The following is an 18,919-nucleotide window of genomic DNA, read 5'->3' on the forward strand; positions in this document are numbered from 1 at the left end:
CACAGGTACAAAAAAACAGGCCGCATTCGCGGCCTGTTTCGTCACTCAGTAGCGGGTGATGTCCGCACGGGTTTCCAGCTGCTTGCGGTACGCCGCGAAGTCCTGCTGGCCGGCGCGCGAAGCGAGGTAGCGGCGAATCTGCTGCTTCTCTTCGTCGGTGGCCGCGGCACCTTCGTTGACGCCCTTGAGCTGCAGCACCACCAGGCTGCCGTCCGCCAGGACCACACTGCCGTACACCGGCTTGTCCTTGGCCTCAGGCTTGCCCAGGCGGAACACCGCCTGCAGCTCGGCCGGGTCGATACCGTCCTGGCCGCGGCTCACCGCTTCCTGAACCTTCCAGCTCTGGCCGTCCTGGGCAGTGCCTGGGGCAATCGAACCGTCGCGCAGGCCGGCGATCAGCTTGTCGGCCTTGGCCTTGAGCTCGGCGGTCGCCTTCTCGCGGGCCAGGTGCCCGCTGATGTTCTTGGCCACGGCCTCCAGCGGCAGTTGCTCCGGCTTGCGGTGCTCCTTGACGCGCAGCACCACCACGGTTTCCGGGTCCAGCTCCAGGGCGTTGCTGTTGGCGCCCTCGTCCATCACTTCCTCGCTGAACGCCGCTTGCACGACCGAACGGTTGGCGGTGATGCCTTCGCCGCCTTCGCGGCCGAACGCTGCCGAGGTCTGTACCTTCAGGCCCAAGTCCTGGGCCGGCTGGCTGAGGTCGGAGGCCTCGAAGGCGGCGTCTTCCAGCTGCTTGGTCACTTCGACGAAGCGCTGCTCGACCTGCTGGGTCTTCAGCTCACGGGTCAGCTTGTCCTTGAGGCTGGCGAACGTCGGCACTTCAGGCGCCTGGACGCCCAGCAGCTTGATCAGGTGGTAGCCGTACTCGGTGCGTACCGGGGCCGAGACCTGGTCCTTGTTCAGCTTGTACAGCGCGTCCTCGAAGGCTTGGTCGTAGACACCCGGGCCAGCGAAGCCAAGGTCGCCACCGGTGGCGGCCGAACCAGGGTCCTGGGAGAACTCCTTGGCCAGCTTGGCGAAGTCCTCGCCCTTCTGCAGGCGCTGCTGGATTTCGTCGATGCGAGCCTTGGCCTGAGCATCGCTGGTCTTGTCGTTGACTTCGACCAGGATATGCGCGGCACGGCGCTGCTCGGCGAGGTTGGCGATTTCCTTCTCGTACAGGGCCTGCAGCGCGTCGTCGCTGACCTTGACCTGGTCGAAGAAGGCCGACTTCTTCAGCTCGATGTAGTCGATGACCACCTGGTCGGGGGTCATGAACTCCTTGGCGTGCTGGTCGTAGTGGGCCTTGACCTCGTCGTCGCCGACCTTGACCGCGGCCGGGTTGGCCTTAAAGGTCAGGGAGGCGAAATCGCGGGTCTGTTTTTCCAGGCGGGCGAACGACTCGACCTGGGTATCGGTGACGAAGCTGCTGCCGGCAAGACCGGTACGCAGTTGGCCGATGAGCATCTCCTGCCCCAGCATCTCGCGGAACTGCATGCGCCCATAGCCCATCTGGCGAATCACCGAATCGAAACGCTCGGCGCTGAACTTGCCGTCCACCTGGAACTCAGGCGTCTGCAGGATCAACTGGTCCAGCGCGGCTTCGGAGAAAGCGAACTTGGCGTCTTCGGCACCCTGCAACAGCAGCTTGCGCTCAATCAGCCCCTTGAGCGCGGCGTCACGCAGCATCTTTTCATCCAGCAGCGCTGGATCGAAATCCTTGCCCAGCTGTTGCATCAGTTGGCGGCGTTGCATGTCGACAGCCTGGCTCAGCTCATTCTGGCTGATGGTCTGGCCGTTCACCTTGGCGGCGTCCTGACTGTGGCTGGTCGCCTGGAAAATGGCCTCGAAACCGGTCAATGCCATCAGCATGACGATGAGGCCAATGATGGTCTTGGCAATCCAACCCTGTGAATTGTCCCTGATATTCTGCAGCATGCGTCCCCCAGAAACGGTCGTACCACTGCATCGACAACCGCGGAGAGTGGGTAGAATCCTGATAAAAGAAAGGCGCATCCGAGGATGCGCCTTTTCTTAGCAAACGTGTCAGGCGGGAACGTTTGCGGCCCCCGCCGCCACGTGCTCGGACCGGGCAAGGCCTGGTCCGGCTGAAAGAGACGACTTAGTTGACGGCGTCTTTCAGGCCTTTGCCAGCCTTGAAGCCTGGAACCTTGGCAGCAGCGATCTTGATCGCCTTGCCGGTTTGCGGGTTGCGACCGGTGCGCTCAGCGCGCTCTTTGACGGAGAAGGTACCGAAGCCAACCAGGACGACGTCGTCGCCTGCTTTCAGGGCACCGGTCACGGAGTCGATCACAGCGTCCAGGGCTTTGCCGGCGGCAGCCTTGGAAATGTCAGCCGATACAGCGATAGCGTCAATCAGTTCCGACTTGTTCACTCTAAGTCCCCTTATATCTCTATTGAGTTTGTTTCTAAGTATGTAATGAAAAGCTTATGAAACGAGCACTGGGTGGCCTGATGACACTGGCGTGCCGCTTTATAGCAAGGCCTCGAAAAAACTGTCAAGGAAGGCCCCCCCGTGAAATACGAACTAGTGCGTGCTGATTCTTTCCTTAGCATCGCCGTCGCGCTTTTCATCTTTCGCGACAATCTCCGGAGCCACATCTGGCAAGGGCTCCGGGGCGTATTGCAGCGCAATTTGCAGGACTTCGTCAATCCATTTGACCGGTTTGATCTGCAGATCCTGTTTGATATTTTCAGGAATCTCCTTCAGATCGCGAACATTTTCCTCGGGAATGATGACCGTCTTGATCCCACCTCGGTGTGCCGCCAGCAGTTTTTCCTTCAACCCACCGATCGCCAGGACCTGCCCGCGCAGGGTGATTTCCCCGGTCATGGCCACGTCGGCGCGCACCGGAATCTGGGTCAGCGCCGAGACCAGCGCCGTGCACATGCCAATACCCGCGCTCGGGCCATCCTTGGGCGTGGCGCCCTCGGGCATGTGGATGTGCACGTCGTGCTTCTCGTGGAAGTCCGCCGCGATACCCAGGCTGCGCGCACGGCTGCGCACCACGGTCTGCGCGGCGGTGATCGACTCGACCATCACATCGCCCAACGAGCCGGTCTTGATCAACTGGCCCTTGCCAGGAATCACCACCGCCTCGATGGTCAGCAACTCGCCGCCGACCTGGGTCCAGGCGAGACCCGTCACCTGACCGATCTGGTCCTGCTGTTCGGCCAGGCCATAGCGGAACTTGCGCACGCCCAGCAGGTGCTCCAGCTGCTCGCCGGTGACCTTGACCTTCACTTGCTTGTGCCCGGTGTGCTCCTTGACCACCTTGCGGCAGACCTTGGCGATCTGCCGCTCCAGGCCGCGCACACCAGCTTCGCGGGTGTAGTAGCGAATGATGTCGCGGATCGCCGAGACATCGATCTCCAGCTCGTCCTTCTTCAGGCCGTTGGCCTTGACCTGCTTGGGCGTCAGGTACTTGACCGCGATATTGACTTTCTCGTCCTCGGTGTAGCCCGGCAGGCGAATGATTTCCATCCGGTCGAGCAGCGCCGGCGGGATGTTCATCGAGTTCGAGGTGCACAGGAACATCACGTCCGAAAGGTCGTAGTCGACTTCGAGATAGTGATCGTTGAAGTTGTGGTTCTGCTCGGGGTCGAGCACCTCCAGCAAGGCCGAAGCCGGGTCGCCCCGCATGTCGCTGCCCATCTTGTCGATCTCGTCGAGCAGGAACAGCGGGTTGCGCACACCCACCTTGGTCATCTTCTGGATCAGCCGACCCGGCATCGAACCGATGTAGGTACGCCGGTGGCCACGAATTTCAGCCTCGTCACGCACACCGCCCAGGGCCATGCGCACGAACTTGCGGTTGGTGGCGGCAGCGATCGACTCGGCGAGCGAGGTCTTACCCACGCCAGGCGGGCCGACCAGGCACAGCACCGGGCCGCGAATCTTCTTCACGCGCTTTTGCACGGCGAGGTATTCGAGGATGCGCTCCTTGACCTCCTCCAGGCCGTAGTGGTCCGAGTCGAGGATCTCCTCGGCCTTGGCCAGGTCCAGACGCACCTTGCTCTGGGCCTTCCACGGCACCTGCACGAGCCAGTCGAGATAGGAACGCACCACCGTGGCCTCGGCAGACATCGGTGACATCTGCTTGAGCTTGTTCAGTTCGGCCTGGGCTTTGGCCAGGGCGTCCTTGGGTAGGCCTGCGGCGTCGATACGCTTCTTCAGCTCCTCGACTTCGTTGTGACCTTCATCGCCATCGCCAAGCTCTTTCTGAATAGCCTTCATCTGCTCATTCAGGTAGTACTCGCGCTGGCTGCGCTCCATCTGCTTCTTGACCCGGCCGCGGATGCGCTTCTCGACCTGCAGCAGGTCGATTTCCGCGTCCAGCAGCGCCAACACGTGCTCGACGCGCGTTGGCAGGTCGATGATTTCAAGAATTTCCTGCTTCTGCTCGATCTTCAAGGCCATGTGCGCGGCCATGGTGTCGACCAGGCGACCCGGCTCGTCGATGCTGTTGAGCGAGGACAGCACTTCGGCGGGCACTTTCTTGCCCAACTGTACGTACTGCTCGAACTGCGACAGCAAGCTGCGCACGAATACCTCGGACTCGCGCTCGGCGGCCTCGACTTCGTCGATCAGGCTGACTTCGGCACGCACATGCCCTTCAACTTCGATGAAACGCTCTATAGCGCCACGCTGCTCGCCCTCGACCAGCACCTTGACGGTGCCATCGGGCAGTTTGAGCAATTGCAGTACGGTGGCGATCGTGCCGACGCGGTACAGGGCGTCTTCGCCCGGATCGTCGTCAGCTGGATTCTTCTGGGCCAGCAGGAGGATCTGCTTCTCGCCCGTCATCGCAGCCTCGAGGGCTTCGATGGACTTCTCGCGTCCCACGAACAGCGGGATGACCATGTGCGGGTAGACTACGACATCGCGCAATGGCAAAAGAGGCAAGTCGAGGGTGGTCTTCATGATTTCGCCTCTACAGCGGCCTTATGGCCGGAAACCGGTGGAAATAGTGCTTGGGCTTAATGTGGGGGCAGGTCTGTAAAAATACAAGCACTGACGCCAGAAAAGCAGAAAGGGGCCCGTAGGCCCCTTCCCTTCACACTGCGCTGACCCGACTCAGGCGTCAGGCGCGGCCTTGGCTTGCGGCTCGCTGTTCTCGTAGATCAACAGCGGCTGCGACGTGCCTTCGATGACGCTCTCGTCGATCACCACCTTGCTGACGTCCTTCTGCGAAGGAATCTCGTACATGGTGTCGAGCAGCACGCCCTCGAGGATCGAACGCAGGCCACGGGCGCCGGTCTTGCGCTCCAGGGCTTTGCGTGCGACGGCCTTGAGGGCGTCGCTGCGGAACTCGAGGTCCACGCTTTCCATCTCGAACAGCTTGGCGTATTGCTTGGTGAGGGCGTTCTTCGGCTCGGTGAGGATCTGCATCAGCGCAGCCTCGTCCAGCTCGTCGAGGGTCGCCAGCACCGGCAGACGGCCGACGAACTCCGGAATCAGGCCGAACTTGACCAGATCGTCCGGCTCGACCTCACGCAGGGACTCGCCGACCTTCTTGCCTTCCTGCTTGCTGCGCACTTCGGCGCCAAAACCGATACCACCCTTGGTGGAACGGTTCTGGATAACCTTTTCCAAGCCCGAGAATGCGCCACCACAGATGAACAGGATGTTACGCGTGTCGACCTGCAGGAACTCCTGCTGCGGGTGCTTGCGGCCACCCTGTGGCGGCACGGAGGCAACAGTGCCTTCGATCAGTTTCAGCAACGCCTGCTGCACGCCCTCACCCGAGACGTCACGGGTGATGGACGGGTTGTCCGACTTGCGCGAGATCTTGTCGATTTCGTCGATGTAGACAATGCCCATCTGGGCCTTTTCCACGTCGTAGTCGCACTTCTGCAGCAGCTTCTGGATGATGTTCTCGACATCCTCACCCACGTAACCGGCTTCGGTCAGGGTGGTGGCGTCGGCGATGGTGAACGGTACGTTCAACAGGCGCGCAAGGGTTTCGGCGAGCAGGGTCTTGCCCGAGCCGGTCGGCCCGATCAGCAGGATGTTGCTCTTGCCGAGTTCGACTTCGTCGCCCTTCTTGTCACGCTGGTTCAGGCGCTTGTAGTGGTTGTACACCGCTACGGAAAGCACCTTCTTGGCGCGTTCCTGGCCAATGACGTATTGGTCCAGGATACCGCTGATTTCTTTCGGCGAAGGCAATTTGTGCGCGTTGCTCTCGGCCTGGGCTTCCTGCACCTCCTCACGGATGATGTCGTTGCACAGGTCGACGCACTCGTCGCAGATAAATACCGAGGGCCCGGCAATCAATTTGCGCACTTCGTGCTGGCTTTTGCCGCAGAAGGAGCAATAGAGCAATTTGCCGCTGTCCTCGCCGTTACGGGTGTCAGTCATTCGATCGATCCAATCCGGTAGGCTTGCAACACAAGATGAAGGCAATTGCGGGCTTTTTCAAGTCCGCAGGTAGGCGCCTTCAGCGCCCACCCGCTCTGGCACCTGGGCTCAGGACACCAGTTGCCGCTTGTCGTAGACCGAGTCGATCAGGCCGTACTCAGCCGCGCGCGCAGCGCTCATGAAGTTGTCGCGTTCGGTGTCGCGCTTGATGGTCTCGAGATCCTGGCCGGTGTGATGGGCCAGCAGCTCGTTCAGGCGCGCCTTGATGTTGAGGATTTCCTGGGCATGGATCTCGATGTCGGTGGCCTGGCCCTGGAAGCCGCCCAGCGGCTGGTGGATCATCACCCGCGAGTTCGGCAGGCAGTGACGCTTGCCGGCGGCGCCCGCAGCCAACAGGAAGGCCCCCATGCTGCAGGCCTGGCCGATGCAGATGGTCGAGACGTCCGGCTTGATGAACTGCATGGTGTCGTAGATCGACATGCCAGCGGTGACGGAACCGCCCGGCGAGTTGATGTACAGATGGATATCCTTGTCCGGGTTTTCCGCTTCCAGGAACAGCAGTTGCGCCACTACCAGGTTGGCCATGTAGTCCTCGACCGGCCCCACCAGGAAGATCACACGCTCCTTCAACAGGCGCGAGTAGATGTCGTAGGCACGTTCGCCACGGGCGGACTGCTCGATAACCATCGGGACCAGGCCGCCTGCGGCCTGGATGTCAGAGCTCTGCTGAATATAAGAATTGCGGGACATGTCCTGCACTCACTCCCAAATAGTCATGGCTTCAATAACACACAAGCCAGCGCGAACGCTGGCTTGTGGGGCTTTCCTACGAGAGTAGCAAAATCACTCAGCTTCGGCAGGAGCCTGTGCTGGTTTGACTGCTTCTTCGTACGAGACCGACTTGTCGGTCACAGTCGCTTTCTGCAGGACAGTATCTACAACTTGCTCTTCCAGCACAACCGAACGGACTTCGTTCAGTTGCTGGTCGTTCTTGTAGTACCAGGTGATGACCTGCTCAGGCTCCTGGTAGGCCGAGGCCATTTCCTCGATCATCTCGCGAACCTTGGTTTCGTCCGGCTTCAGCTCGAACTGCTTGACCACTTCGGCGACGATCAGACCCAGGACGACGCGGCGCTTGGCCTGCTCTTCGAACAGCTCTGCCGGCAGTTGCTCAGGCTTGATGTTGCCACCGAACTGCTGAACAGCCTGGACGCGCAGACGGTTGACTTCGTTTTCCAGCAGCGCCTTCGGCACTTCGATCGGGTTGGCGGCCAGCAGACCATCCATGACCTGGTTCTTGACCTTGGCCTTGATCGCTTGGCGCAGCTCACGCTCCATGTTCTTGCGAACTTCGGCGCGGAAGCCTTCCAGGGTCGATTCCTTGATACCGAACTGGCCGAAGAAGGCTTCGTTCAGCTCAGGCAGCACAGGGGCGGAGACGCTATTGACGGTGATGGTGAACTCGGCGGCCTTGTTGGCCAGGTCAAGGTTCTGGTAGTCCTCGGGGAAGGTCACGTTGACGACGCGCTCTTCACCCGCCTTGGCGCCAACCAGGCCGTCTTCGAAGCCCGGGATCATGCGGCCAGAGCCCAGTACCAGCTGGGTGCCCTTGGCCGAACCGCCGGCGAAGGCTTCGCCGTCGATCTTGCCGACGAAGTCGATGTTGACCTGGTCGTCGTTCTGCGCAGCACGCTCGACGGCCTCGAAGCGGACGTTCTGCTTGCGCAGCACTTCCAGCATGTTGTCCAGGTCGGCGTCAGCCACTTCGGCGCTCAGGCGCTCGACGTTGATCGACTCGAAGCCAGCGACGGCGAACTCCGGGAAGACTTCGAAGATGGCGACGAACTCCAGGTCCTTGCCCTTCTCGAAGGACTTCGGCTCTACCGCCGGAGCACCGGCCGGGTTCAGCTTCTGCTCGACCACGGCTTCGTAGAAGGAAGCCTGGACCAGGTCACCGAAGGCTTCCTGGCGAGCGGCGTCTTCGTAACGCTGACGGATCACGCTCATTGGCACCTTGCCCGGGCGGAAGCCTGGAACCTTGGCGCGACGGGCAGTCTGTTGCAGACGCTTGTTGACTTCGGTCTCGACGCGCTCGGCCGGAACGGCGATGGTCATGCGGCGCTCGAGAGCGGAAGTGTTTTCAACAGAAACTTGCATGGATATTCCTCGTTGCACAGACGTTAGCCGGCGATAGCCCGACTCCAGAATCAAGGGCAAATATTCTAGTGACTCACGCACCAGAAGTCACCCCACCCAGGACGACGGGAAACCTCGCCGGTCTATTTCGTTCACAAGGCCGGGCCAAACGCCTCCCGGCCTTGCTGTTAAAGGGCCGCACAGCCTGCAAAAGGCCGCGCACCGAAAAAACCTGTCATACAAACAGGCCGCCGAAACCAACCTCTTACTCAGGATCGATTTCGTTGAACTGGCAGTACTCATCCCAGGACATGCCCAGCGCCTCGGCCACCTCGCGATGAGTCTCCAGGCGCATGGCCTGCAGCTGCTCGGGGCTTTCAGCGATCAGTTGCAGCGCCAACTCCCAGGGCTCGATACCCTGCTCCTGCGCCGCATCCTCGAACGCCCACTCGATCTGCTGGGCCTGCTCACGCACATCAAGCGCGCGGATTTCCTCGAGCAACTGCGGGTTGGCCTCGGCGAAACGTTGCAGCGCCAGGGCCTGGCGTGCGTCTTTTGCAATCATCGGGCATTTCCTCTGCCGACCATGGGCCGGTATTTCAACCGGCTGAAATCTATCAGCTTTTAGGTCGCCGCCACCAGAGGGCAGCGCACGTCAGGGAGCCTGCACGGGTGCCGCGCAGCCCAGCGGACGATCGCGCCAATGGCGCCAGGCCTGCTCCCACCCCTGGGCATGGGTTACCCCCGGCAGCATCACGAACTCCAGGCAGCGCGACTCACCCAACTGGCGCCCGTAATAAGCCGCCACGGCCGCCGGCATCTGGCGGTCGGCCTCACCCACCAAGTGCCGCTGCGCAACCTGTGCCAACCGCTCACGGTACAGCAGCGGTTCCAACGACCCTTCCAAGGGTATGAGCTCCAATTGCCGAGCCCACTGCGCCGGGCTTAGATTGCCCGCCAGGGTCTGCACGCGCACGACATCGTCGCGCCGCGCCGCCAACAGCAACGCCAGAGCACCGCCGCCGGAATAACCCACCAGTTCGAATGCGCGATTGCCATGGCGTCGCTTCAATTGGTCGAGCGCTTGAGACAGGCCGTCCACCACCTGGAGCGAGAAGCGCCGACTGGTCCATAGCGCTGGCGTGCAGCCCACGGCGCGCACGAACTGACAGGGTCGCGACATATATATAGAAGGCATCGGGTCCCGCATCGCCAGCGTCGCCACCAGCAGGGCGCGCGGCGTTGGGTCACGGCTTGGCTGCGATGGCGTGACCCAGGCACGGCCATCGCCCTCCAGGTAGACCCGAAGCACGGATGACGAAGAAAGCGAGGGAGACGCAGCGATCAGCAACGGGAAGTCGGCGACCGACAGCACTTCGACAGACCATCGATAATCCGCAGCCAGCCGGTCCAGCCGCTCACGCGGCGACTGACAAGCCGCGAGCACCAACGCCGACAACATGACGAACAGGCCACGCAGGCGCACGACCTACCCGACCCGAACAGCAGATATAAATGAAAAATGCCGCTCGAAGCGGCATTTTTGGAAGCCTTGCAGCGCCGAGACAGGCAACGCAAAGCGAGAGATGGTGCGGACGAAGAGACTCGAACTCTTACAGCTTGCGCCGCTGGAACCTAAATCATGAAGGTTCGCCATTAGATCAATAAAATCAACATGTTATGACGCCCGCAATCGTCTAGCCTGTACTAATCGTACCACTCTGTGTCACATCATGCCGCGCGTGCGGCACAATTCTGTCACACATCGCCCACGGCGTTCTGCCGACAAGCCCACCGTCCTGGTTGGCGTCACAAATCCCCACCAGATCCTCCATGCTCCAGAGCCCACTCGCGGCCGGCCTCGGCCAGCTCCAGCATGTCGGCCAACTGCCCGTCGTCGACATCGCCACGACGATGCGCGGCCATGGCCATCGCCACCATAACCTCGGCTCGCCCTTCCGGGTCAGCGATGAACGCCACGTGGTCGCACAGCTCATCGAGCCATGCGCGCGGCAGGCTTCCGCTGTCAGTGATCAACACGGCACCACCACGACTGGGCGTACAGCGCCCCGTCGATCTCTTCAAAACCGTTGATGTTCATGCCGCCCTGGGCCATCCCGTTCACGCTGGCATCGTAGAGCCTCGGAATGATGTCCTCGCCGGGACTTGGGCTGAACACCCAGGCCTCTATGCATGGGCGCCCCAGCAACTGGCAGTGGCTGTAGTAAATGTGCACGTCAGCGCGCAGCGGCTGGACCTTCTTGAGCTTGTCGGCAGGGATTGCTACGCCGCGCTCCCTGCGGCGGACTAGGAGGAAGTACATGGGCACACCAAAACTGTATATAGATACAGTATTTCAGCACCATGAGCGCAGCATGCGCCAGTACCGCCCGGCGGGCTATGCTTTCAGTTCGAGAGGAGGGATGGGTATGTGCGGAAGGCTCAGCCAGTACCGTGGCATACACGACTTCGTTGCAGTGCTGAGCATGCCCGAGGCGTGGCGGAACAATGTCGGCGACCAGGCTCTGGAACGGTACAACGTGGCGCCGAGCACGTCTGTTGCCGTCCTGCGGGTCGATGATGGAGGCCCAAGAGCAGACCTGGTTAGGTGGGGGTGGAGGCCGCACTGGGCTACCGATCGCGCAGCGCCGATCAACGCCAGGGTAGAGAAAGTGGCGCACGGCCCATTCTTCCGCGCGATCTGGCCGCACCGAGCGATCACGCCCGTGGATGGGTGGTATGAGTGGGTTGATGAGGGCGGGCCGAAGAAGCAGCCCTACTACATCCGACGGCGCGACGGGCGCCCTTCCCTTTGCGCGTCAATCGGTCAGTTCGCTGGCAACGAGCACGACGGCTTCGTGATCATCACCGCCGACGCCCAGGGCGGCCTGGTCGACGTGCACGACCGACGGCCAGTAGTGCTTGGGCCTGAACTGGCCCGCGAGTGGATTTCAGCGGGAGAGCCCGGCGAGCATGCCGAGCAGTTGGTTCTAAACCTGGGCGAACCGGCCGAAGCCTTCGAGTGGTATCGGGTTGGCACTGCCGTTGGAAACGTGAGAAACCAGGGGCCGGAGCTGATCGAACCTGCTCAGTGACGAATCAACGGCTGGTGGCCAAGCGCGTACAACTGGTAGTCGGTCACAGCCTGGTACGCCGACTCCGCGATGACGCGCAGGCGCTCAACCTGATCAGCCGCCTCGCCGGCGGCCTGGGCTTCGTGATACCGACGAAGCGCAGCGATCGCCTCATGCATCAAGGGCTCGCCCACCTCTATCATCCCTTCGATTGTCCGCTTCACGACCCTACCCCGGTGGCTTGCTCAGGGCATTATAGGTCCTCTCGCACGCCAGGCCGGCTATTCGGCTTCGCTCAAGCGCTTCTGCGAGGCTTCCCGCCATTCGGTCAGCGTCTTCAAGCAATCCCCCGAGCACCACGACGGCAGAGGCTCCTGCCTGGCGCTGCTGGGCAGCGATGGCACCGCAGGTTGCTGCTCGACCGTTGCGCAGTCGGGCGATTTCACCCCGCATCCCGCCAGCAGCAGACTCAGCAGCAGCGGCACGGCCTTGGGCCAGTTCCAGTTGTTGTCGTGCACTCTCGCCCTCCTCGTCCGCCACGGCTTGGCGGCGCCGTTCTTCAGTTCTGGCCTGAGCCACCGCTCGGCGATCGCGCTCGGCAACCTGCAGGCGGTAGTCGGCCAGTTCGCCGCGGGCAGATTGAGCATCGACCTGGGCAACCACCACCCGGTACTGCTGGCCGCCGGCCACCAGCACTAGGCCGATCAGCCACCAGCACCAGGCCGGTACCGCGCCTAACCAGTTCACGCCAACACCCCGCCCAGCTTCGCCCACTGCGCAAGCAGCTTGTCCAGGCGATGCGGGTTCTGCCCGTAGGTGTTTCCCGGGAAGCTGGCCCAGATGTTCGAACACTTGGCGATCGCATCAGCGATGCGGCCGGCCTTGATGTCATCCAGCGCGCGGCGCTCGCGGATCTGCTGCAGGGCGATACGGTCTTGGTTATCCGGCGTGAACCCGCCCGCCAGGCGAAGACTGACCCGGTACGCATCCCAGTACCGCTCGAGCAGCTGGTACCGGCCCGCTGCCGTGCTGGTCACCGGCCTGCCGTTGATAGGGAATGTCAGCTTGCGCCGCGGGTGATCGGCATAGCCTTGGAACAGGCCGCCTCCGTACAGCACGTTGTAACCATCGTCGCTGCCTTTGACAGTCGAGGTGCCTTCAGAAAAGGCGATCAGATCCAGGAAACGGAGCACGTTCGCGCCTCCGGCCTGGGCTTCGGTGAGTCTGGCCATGGTTTCTCCAGGCAAAAAAATACCGCCAGGCGGCGGTCGGTGGTGTTGGTACGGGTCAGGCGGGGCGCACTGGGCGCTGCTCAATGTCGGGGAAGCCCTCAGCGCCTTCTTTCCAGTTGCGGACCCTGCCACGGTACCCAAGCCACTGTGCGCGCGTGCCGGGCAGAAGATCGCCAGGGGGCTCGCCCGCCTCGTCTTCCTCTAGCGCTTCAAGTTGACGACTGATGATGGGGATTTCGCTGGCTACCCACTCGGCCTCCCTGGAGCTCATAACTTCGGGCGGGATTCTCCACTCTCCATCCGGACAGGGCTGGTGGTCCGGTGTCGGCTGTTCGCCACGCATGGAAACCAGCGATCCACCGAACTGGCTGATGTAATCCTCAATGGTTACGCCATCCCCTAGCCCTGTCGGCCATCCTTCAATACTGAATAGAACATTCATAGGTTACCCTCAGGGCAATTCGTAAATAATGATCGGTATCGGGGAAATATTAGTATTTACACCACCCGAGTAAGTAAACGTGTTGATATCGATCGAGCTGGGTGACGACGCATCAAACCAAAAATTACTCAAAAAAGTGCTAGTTGTGCGCACGGGACAGGTTAGCACTAAGATTTTGTTGGTCGCGGAGGCAATGTTTGACGAAAACGTTAGTCGATGTACGCCGGTCGCAACTCTCGAGATAGATGCAACCTTAATACCCTTCTGAGAAATAATGGCGGGCGTCGCTGAAGCCCCATCGAAAGTCAGCATGGCCACCGGCCGGAGGCTTTCGAGGCTTGCAATTTTGGAGTTTTGCGCAGTGAGAACGGCCTGAATATCAGATTGATCTTCCAGCGCCCCGGCAATCTGGCCCCAGGACGTGGCGGGTGGTGCGGCATATGCGCCTCCACCGGTCAAGAACTTCAATTGATCCCCGGCGGACGGCGCTGGAACGAGCCCTGGTGTACCAGCCGAGACGCTACTTGCGCCAGAGAACGGGGCGGCGGCGTTAGCGAGGCCGAGGTTCATTCGTGCATCCGCTTGATTGATTGCGCCGGTCCCTCCCTTCGACACCGGAACGACGTTCTCTGTCGCCACGGCGCCGAGGCTGGCAAGCGTCGAACCCCACTGATCAACGACCTGGAGCAAGCGGTCAGCGGATTCTTTGACGTAGCCCTGCATCGGCGCCAGTCCGTAAGTGCCAGCTGCGACAGTTGATCCCTGGTAGGCAGGCAAAATGCCCATGACCGTCGCGCTAGCGATGTTGGCAACTTCGTACCAGCGTCCGTCAGGCCCCTGGAATGCATCACCCACACGGGCGTTCAGCGCGAAGTTTGTGCCGGCGCCGGTCACTGTCGTCTGTCCGGCGGTGATCGACACCGTTCCAGCTCTATACCATGGCATTGACTGCCTCCTCAGTTATACGGAAAGGGGTATCCGCTAGTTTTAATTGCCAGCGCGACTGGGTATCTGTCGGTGGGGACATCAAAGTACACCTGGTAGCTTTCAATTGGCGTCAGTTGCTGCGGAAGAAGTGTCGATCGAGCAGCCGTGCAAAACATGAACTCGACCCCGCCAACAACTCCATATGCACCTTCTTGAAGTGCGACAAGGAACGGGTAGTAGCCAGGTGAAGAACCAAAGCCAGCCGTCCGCGTGAAGTTCACATATGCGGCATACTCTTCGCCCGCCTGGAGTGGCATTCGGACTCTGGTGATTGTGTTTGCAGGCCCGCCTGGATAGACAGGCCCTTGAGTGCGCGAACCGCCGATGTAGGGTGTCCCTCGGTAGCGATCACCGATCACTATCGGCCCTGGCGCGGGAGCCGTAACTGAGGCCACTATATTGAGCGGCCTCTGGCCAGAGTTGAACGTCAGCACGCCGTCTTCTCGAAAGCATTTCATCCCTGTGACAGGCCCGGTATCCCGCATCGTGTCGAAGTAGAAGTACTTCGTCGAAGTATTGGCGGCGATAAAGTAGAACGTCGTTGTGCTTCCTGAGCGAGACGAACCGCAAGGCGCGCCGCTGCCCGATATGAAAACGATCGGTGCCACTGCATCATTGACTGAAAACCCAAGAACAGGCTCGGTCGTGCTGCTTTCTGCCCAACTGGATGGCGAGCTTGGATCTAACTGCATCGACCTCAAATCAAGCCTGGGCCAGTGCGTTTGAAGCGACAGATAGCCACTCTTCAGCAGCCCATACGACACCTTGCTAGTGTCGTACAAAATGCTTCCGTCCTCTTTGTACGAAATGAATCCTGAACTCACGACACGACCTCAGTAGTAGCCGTAATGGATACGGCAGTTCATCGAGTAAAAGCCCCAGCCGTCGGCATACGAATAGGCCCAGCTGAGCGTCGTTCCGCTCAGTGTGATACCGGGGCGCTTGCCGAGATTCCGGTCCTGGATGCTCAGATCCGACACGGCATAGAAGAGAGTCTTCCCGGCCGGCGGCGGCGGCACTACAGCCGATCCGTTCGCCGCGCTTGTATCCACGTACCCCAGCATTTGGCTGATAGACGACGTCATATCAACTAGGAGCGTTCCGTCCTGCGCATATGCCAGAAAACCGGTAGCCATCAGATGTTGATCCCCATCTTCGTGGCCACCCGGCCGTTCGGGTAGTAGGTGTTCACCGAGCTATTCGTGATCGTCAGCCGTTCGCCACTGACACCGGTACCGTTGATCTCGATCGCGCCGGTCTTCTGGATGCGCCAACCGCGCTGACCGGAAATAAAGTCGTTCGACTGGATCGTGTCGCCGATCATGGCGTTTGTGATCCAGCCGGTGCCGATCAAGGCTTGGCTGATGAACACCTGGCCGCCTTGGACCGTAAACGGCGAGGTGAGCGTGCCGTTTATGTTGTTCACCACGGCGAAGCGGTCGGCAGAGACCAAGAACTGGCTTTGCAGCCCGGCGGGTCCGTTCTCGATACCAAGCCCGATACCGGCTGCGACGTACTGGCCCTGTGCATTCACCTGCAGCTTGACCGCCCACATCGCGCTTGCTTTGCCATCGAGGGCTGCCTGGGCCTTGCTGACGACCTGAACCGCTGCACTGGCCTCGCCAACCGTCGCCTCGAGCGTCTCGGTCTTTAGCGCGAGCGCGGCCTCGCGGGTCGCCGTGGCTTTAACCTCGGTAGCGAAGGCTGCTGTTGAATCCCACCGCTGCAGTGCACCAACCAGATCGCCGTCCGCGTTGTCGTCTCGGTAAGATGCACGTAGCGCTTGCAGGCTCTCCGCAGTTGACGTGGTCTTGCCGTCGACCTCGGTGATTTTCGTGGTGTTGATCGCCACCTGCTGGGCCAGGCCGTTGGCTGATTCGATTGACTGCCCAACATCGATCCAGAACGCGACGTTGGGTGGCGAATTTGCCCCGCTGGCATCGGCCGGCACGTCGTGCACCGCTTGGTAGATCCGGCCATCGACAACGACCATCTGGCCCTTCTCGTAGGGAGAGTCCTTGTCGTATGCCTTAAGGCCGTCCAGCGCGTCGATCTGGCCCTGCAGGCCGTCGATCTTGTTCTTCAACTCCTCGCCGAGCATCGACTCGTCGATCTCGCCGCTGATCATGTCGAGGATCGGGCCGGGGTCGGTCTGAGCGATGCCTTGAACTGCGGTAGGCGGCACCGGGAAGAAGGGGCCGATGTTGCCCGTCCGGTCCACCAGGCGCGCCCAGAAGAAGAATGAAGCGCCAGCGGACAAACCCGAAAGCACGTACTCCGACTGCGGGTAGGCAAGGTCGGCAAGCTTGGTCGCCGTGGCCAGGTCGTTGATCGAGTTACGCCAGACTTCCGTGCGCTGGGTGTCCTCGGCGCCTGCAGGGATCCCCCATTTCAGCCGGATACCGAATATCTCCGACTCCGAGTGCAAGAACGCCACGGCGGGCGGCGGCGTGGTCTTGCCCGCCACATCGGTAAGCATGGAACTGGTCGGGATAGACGCCACATCCATCGAGTTGATGGCGCGCACGCGGGCCAGGTACTGCCCGGCATACACGCCCCGCACGTCCACCGCAAGCTCGCCGGTGCGCGGCACCTTGATCCAGTCACGCGAGCCCCAGCGCCACTCCACGTCGTAGGCCACGGCCCCCGGGGCGGCATCCCAGCCAATGGTCATCGTGGTGATGGCAATGCCCTGGGCGACGGCCGAGTGGCTGCTGATGAGCACCCGCGCCGGCGCCTCCTGAACCCCGGGCGGCAACACGCTTATCGGCCGGTTGTCGATCATCGTGCCGTAGTCGATGGCCGAAAACTTGCTCGGCTCGTGCTGGATGAGGTCAAGCTGGAAGCTTTTCCAGTCAGGCCGGGTGACGTTGCGCACGTAGAACTGCATCAGCTTGAGGTCATCGTAGTCGATGGCCCAGGCGCACTCCGCTTGGGGCGCCTCACTGTAGTTGGCCACCACGGTGACCTGGCGACCCGACACCGATTGCACCTGACGGATTTCGGCCTTCCCGCTCGGCAGGTTGACCAGCAGGCGGGAACCGGTTGGTACTTCAATGTCACGGTCGAGCGTCACGACGCGACCCGCGACAGAAGCGATCCGGCCACCATTTGCTCGGCCGGCAAGCATCGGGTCGGACAGGGTGATCACCGTGCCAGGCTTCGGGATGTAACCATCGAGCCCGACATTGATTGTCGCGCCGCGGGTCTGCAGCTGCTCGGTGAGCAATGCCCACTTGCCGGCGCGCTGGGCCTGGCCGCGACTGGTACAACCAACGGCCTCGACAGACACGTCGCGCACACCGTATTCGGCCATTGCTTCCTCGTCGAAAACCGGCTCCTTGTCGGTCTCGAACCCTTGGCCTGGATCGTCGAACGAGACGATTGCAAGGCTGTGCCGATCGCGCAGCTTGCTGCCGGTGTACTTGATGGCGCCGTCACCAAGGATTTGCGACATGGTGTAGGTGTACACCGGGTCCTGGGGCATGTCGGCGTTGACAGTGATCTGATTGCCGTCCCAGTAGGCAAGCCCATGGAAGATTGCCGCCAGGTCTTGCAGCACCGCCCAGGCATCGGCTTGCTTTTGCAGGTAGAGATTGCAGGTGAAGCGCGGCTCCTGGCCGCCCTTCCCGTCCGGCACAAGCTGGTCGCACCACTGCGCAATGCGGTACAGCGACCAGCGGTTGATCATGCTCGCGTCGATGCGATCGCCAAGCCCGTAGTACGGGTGCAGGGCCAGGTCGTAGAACACCCAGGCCGGGTTGTTGGTGTACGCCTCCTTGAACGACCCATCCCACACCCCGTTGGTAGTGCCGGCGCCGGAGACGGCGTAGGTGCGGGTCGCGGGGTCGTAGTTCATCGGCACCCGAACGATGCGACCGCGCATGAGCACGGCAATCTTGGCGATGTCGCCACCGAACTGCTCGGCGTCATACTCGATGCAGCCCACTGCTGTCAGCGGGTACTGCTGGTCGCTGTCGACAACCTCAGCGACCGCTTCGACGATCATGCCGTCTTGCACCAAAGAGCTGTTGGCTTCCGGCGTCAGGCGGCGCGCACGGATTGTCCAGCTACTGCCCTCGGGCAGCTCAATACGATGCGAGCGCTCGTACTTGGTCACGTTCTTGCGTTCGACGCTTGCGGCCAGCACCTGCTGGTAGGGGCCGCCATTGGTGGCCACGTCAATCGCATAGTCGATGTGCACACCGTCGATGTTGCCGCCGCTGTCCTGTGCCTGGAGCACTGGCCAGGAAAAGCGCACCCGCACCGCATCAATCACGGGGTTATTGATCGAGTGGACCCAGGGCGAGGTGGTGCGCAGCTCCTGCGACACCTGAATTTCGTTGCTCGACTCGCTGACGCCATCCAGGCGGGCCTGGTGCAGCTCACCAGACCTGAACTGCCACTTCACCCCTGGGAAGTTCATCGATCCGTCGGCCGCCATGATCGGCGTGCCATCCAGCTTGACCGAGCGCAGGCCGTTGACTGGGCCGACGATCGGCCCCCAGCTCCACAGGTACACCGCTCGCACCGTGGCGATCGAGGGCGTGCTGTTGGAGGCGATGACGGGCTGCTTCTGCTTCTTCGCTCCGCCCTTGCTGCCGGATACGGCGCGGCGTTTCGCAGGCGCGCGCTTCAGTGCTTCGCCCATTCGATTCCTCCAGAAAAACGAAAACCCGCCGAAGCG

At 61.5% G+C, this 18,919-nt stretch carries 19 protein-coding genes and 1 tRNA gene; 1 reads left to right on the forward strand and 19 read right to left on the reverse strand.

The genetic code is table 11. From position 1 onward, the window contains the following. Positions 1 to 45: 45 nt before the first annotated feature. The 11 genes from P0Y43_RS09680 to P0Y43_RS09730 form a co-directional block, all read right to left on the reverse strand. Positions 46 to 1,917 carry a SurA N-terminal domain-containing protein gene (locus P0Y43_RS09680; protein WP_275637071.1) on the reverse strand — a complete coding sequence of 624 codons (1,872 nt, stop codon included), beginning with the start codon at positions 1,915 to 1,917 and terminating at the stop codon, positions 46 to 48. Between the two features lie 184 nt (positions 1,918 to 2,101). Then, complete coding sequence (hupB, locus tag P0Y43_RS09685) at positions 2,102 to 2,374, reverse strand: nucleoid-associated protein HU-beta (protein ID WP_054883552.1); 273 nt, start codon at positions 2,372 to 2,374, stop codon at positions 2,102 to 2,104. 153 nt (positions 2,375 to 2,527) lie between these two features. Then, positions 2,528 to 4,924 carry an endopeptidase La gene (gene lon, locus P0Y43_RS09690; protein ID WP_275637072.1) on the reverse strand — a complete coding sequence of 799 codons (2,397 nt, stop codon included), beginning with the start codon at positions 4,922 to 4,924 and terminating at the stop codon, positions 2,528 to 2,530. A 153-nt stretch (positions 4,925 to 5,077) separates the two neighbouring features. Continuing rightward, positions 5,078 to 6,361 (reverse strand): ATP-dependent Clp protease ATP-binding subunit ClpX, encoded by a 1,284-nt coding sequence (gene clpX / locus P0Y43_RS09695; protein ID WP_275637073.1) that lies wholly within the window; start codon positions 6,359 to 6,361, stop codon positions 5,078 to 5,080. 108 nt (positions 6,362 to 6,469) lie between these two features. Further along, positions 6,470 to 7,111, reverse strand: a complete 642-nt coding sequence (clpP, locus tag P0Y43_RS09700; RefSeq protein ID WP_275637074.1) for an ATP-dependent Clp endopeptidase proteolytic subunit ClpP — start codon at positions 7,109 to 7,111, stop codon at positions 6,470 to 6,472. A gap of 93 nt (positions 7,112 to 7,204) precedes the next feature. Continuing rightward, on the reverse strand, positions 7,205 to 8,518 hold the full coding sequence (gene tig, locus P0Y43_RS09705) for a trigger factor (RefSeq protein ID WP_275637075.1): 1,314 nt from the start codon (positions 8,516 to 8,518) through the stop codon (positions 7,205 to 7,207). Between the two features lie 244 nt (positions 8,519 to 8,762). Beyond that, positions 8,763 to 9,062, reverse strand: coding sequence for a DUF6388 family protein (locus tag P0Y43_RS09710; protein WP_275637076.1), 300 nt, complete (start codon positions 9,060 to 9,062; stop codon positions 8,763 to 8,765). A gap of 90 nt (positions 9,063 to 9,152) precedes the next feature. Beyond that, on the reverse strand, positions 9,153 to 9,983 hold the full coding sequence (locus P0Y43_RS09715) for an alpha/beta hydrolase (protein WP_345774559.1): 831 nt from the start codon (positions 9,981 to 9,983) through the stop codon (positions 9,153 to 9,155). Between the two features lie 101 nt (positions 9,984 to 10,084). Further along, positions 10,085 to 10,188 (reverse strand) — tRNA-OTHER (locus P0Y43_RS09720). Between the two features lie 118 nt (positions 10,189 to 10,306). Continuing rightward, positions 10,307 to 10,537 (reverse strand): hypothetical protein, encoded by a 231-nt coding sequence (locus P0Y43_RS09725; RefSeq protein WP_275637077.1) that lies wholly within the window; start codon positions 10,535 to 10,537, stop codon positions 10,307 to 10,309. Then, the gene (locus tag P0Y43_RS09730) at positions 10,524 to 10,820 is read right to left on the reverse strand and encodes a hypothetical protein (protein WP_275637078.1); all 297 of its coding nucleotides are present in this window, start codon (positions 10,818 to 10,820) and stop codon (positions 10,524 to 10,526) included. Before P0Y43_RS09730 ends, P0Y43_RS09725 begins: the two co-directional genes overlap by 14 nt. 106 nt (positions 10,821 to 10,926) lie before the next feature. On the opposite strand from P0Y43_RS09730, the gene P0Y43_RS09735 reads away from it, so the two are divergent. Further along, entirely contained in the window at positions 10,927 to 11,592 is a 666-nt protein-coding gene (locus P0Y43_RS09735) for an SOS response-associated peptidase (protein ID WP_275637124.1), read from the forward strand. On the opposite strand, the gene P0Y43_RS09740 is transcribed toward P0Y43_RS09735, so the two are convergent. The 8 genes from P0Y43_RS09740 to P0Y43_RS09775 are packed head-to-tail and all read right to left on the reverse strand — an operon-like array spanning position 11,586 to position 18,883. Beyond that, positions 11,586 to 11,795 carry a hypothetical protein gene (locus P0Y43_RS09740; protein WP_430540236.1) on the reverse strand — a complete coding sequence of 70 codons (210 nt, stop codon included), beginning with the start codon at positions 11,793 to 11,795 and terminating at the stop codon, positions 11,586 to 11,588. The two genes, P0Y43_RS09735 and P0Y43_RS09740, sit on opposite strands and share 7 nt — an antisense overlap. A gap of 4 nt (positions 11,796 to 11,799) precedes the next feature. Further along, on the reverse strand, positions 11,800 to 12,318 hold the full coding sequence (locus P0Y43_RS09745; RefSeq protein WP_275637079.1) for a DUF2514 family protein: 519 nt from the start codon (positions 12,316 to 12,318) through the stop codon (positions 11,800 to 11,802). Then, positions 12,315 to 12,803, reverse strand: a complete 489-nt coding sequence (locus P0Y43_RS09750; RefSeq protein ID WP_275637080.1) for a glycoside hydrolase family 24 protein — start codon at positions 12,801 to 12,803, stop codon at positions 12,315 to 12,317. The genes P0Y43_RS09745 and P0Y43_RS09750 overlap by 4 nt, the downstream gene beginning before the upstream one ends. A gap of 55 nt (positions 12,804 to 12,858) precedes the next feature. Beyond that, positions 12,859 to 13,245: a hypothetical protein gene (locus P0Y43_RS09755; RefSeq protein WP_275637081.1), complete on the reverse strand. Its 387-nt coding sequence runs from the start codon at positions 13,243 to 13,245 to the stop codon at positions 12,859 to 12,861. A 9-nt stretch (positions 13,246 to 13,254) separates the two neighbouring features. Next, the gene (locus P0Y43_RS09760) at positions 13,255 to 14,166 is read right to left on the reverse strand and encodes a hypothetical protein (RefSeq protein WP_275637083.1); all 912 of its coding nucleotides are present in this window, start codon (positions 14,164 to 14,166) and stop codon (positions 13,255 to 13,257) included. Between the two features lie 35 nt (positions 14,167 to 14,201). Next, positions 14,202 to 15,056: a hypothetical protein gene (locus P0Y43_RS09765; RefSeq protein ID WP_275637084.1), complete on the reverse strand. Its 855-nt coding sequence runs from the start codon at positions 15,054 to 15,056 to the stop codon at positions 14,202 to 14,204. A 9-nt stretch (positions 15,057 to 15,065) separates the two neighbouring features. After that, positions 15,066 to 15,368, reverse strand: coding sequence for a hypothetical protein (locus tag P0Y43_RS09770; RefSeq protein WP_275637085.1), 303 nt, complete (start codon positions 15,366 to 15,368; stop codon positions 15,066 to 15,068). Beyond that, positions 15,368 to 18,883, reverse strand: coding sequence for a host specificity protein J (locus tag P0Y43_RS09775; RefSeq protein ID WP_275637086.1), 3,516 nt, complete (start codon positions 18,881 to 18,883; stop codon positions 15,368 to 15,370). Before P0Y43_RS09775 ends, P0Y43_RS09770 begins: the two co-directional genes overlap by 1 nt. Positions 18,884 to 18,919: the final 36 nt, after the last annotated feature.

Origin of the sequence: Pseudomonas entomophila (assembly GCF_029193575.1) — a bacterium.
GTDB classification, from domain to species: Bacteria; Pseudomonadota; Gammaproteobacteria; order Pseudomonadales; family Pseudomonadaceae; genus Aquipseudomonas; species Aquipseudomonas entomophila_G.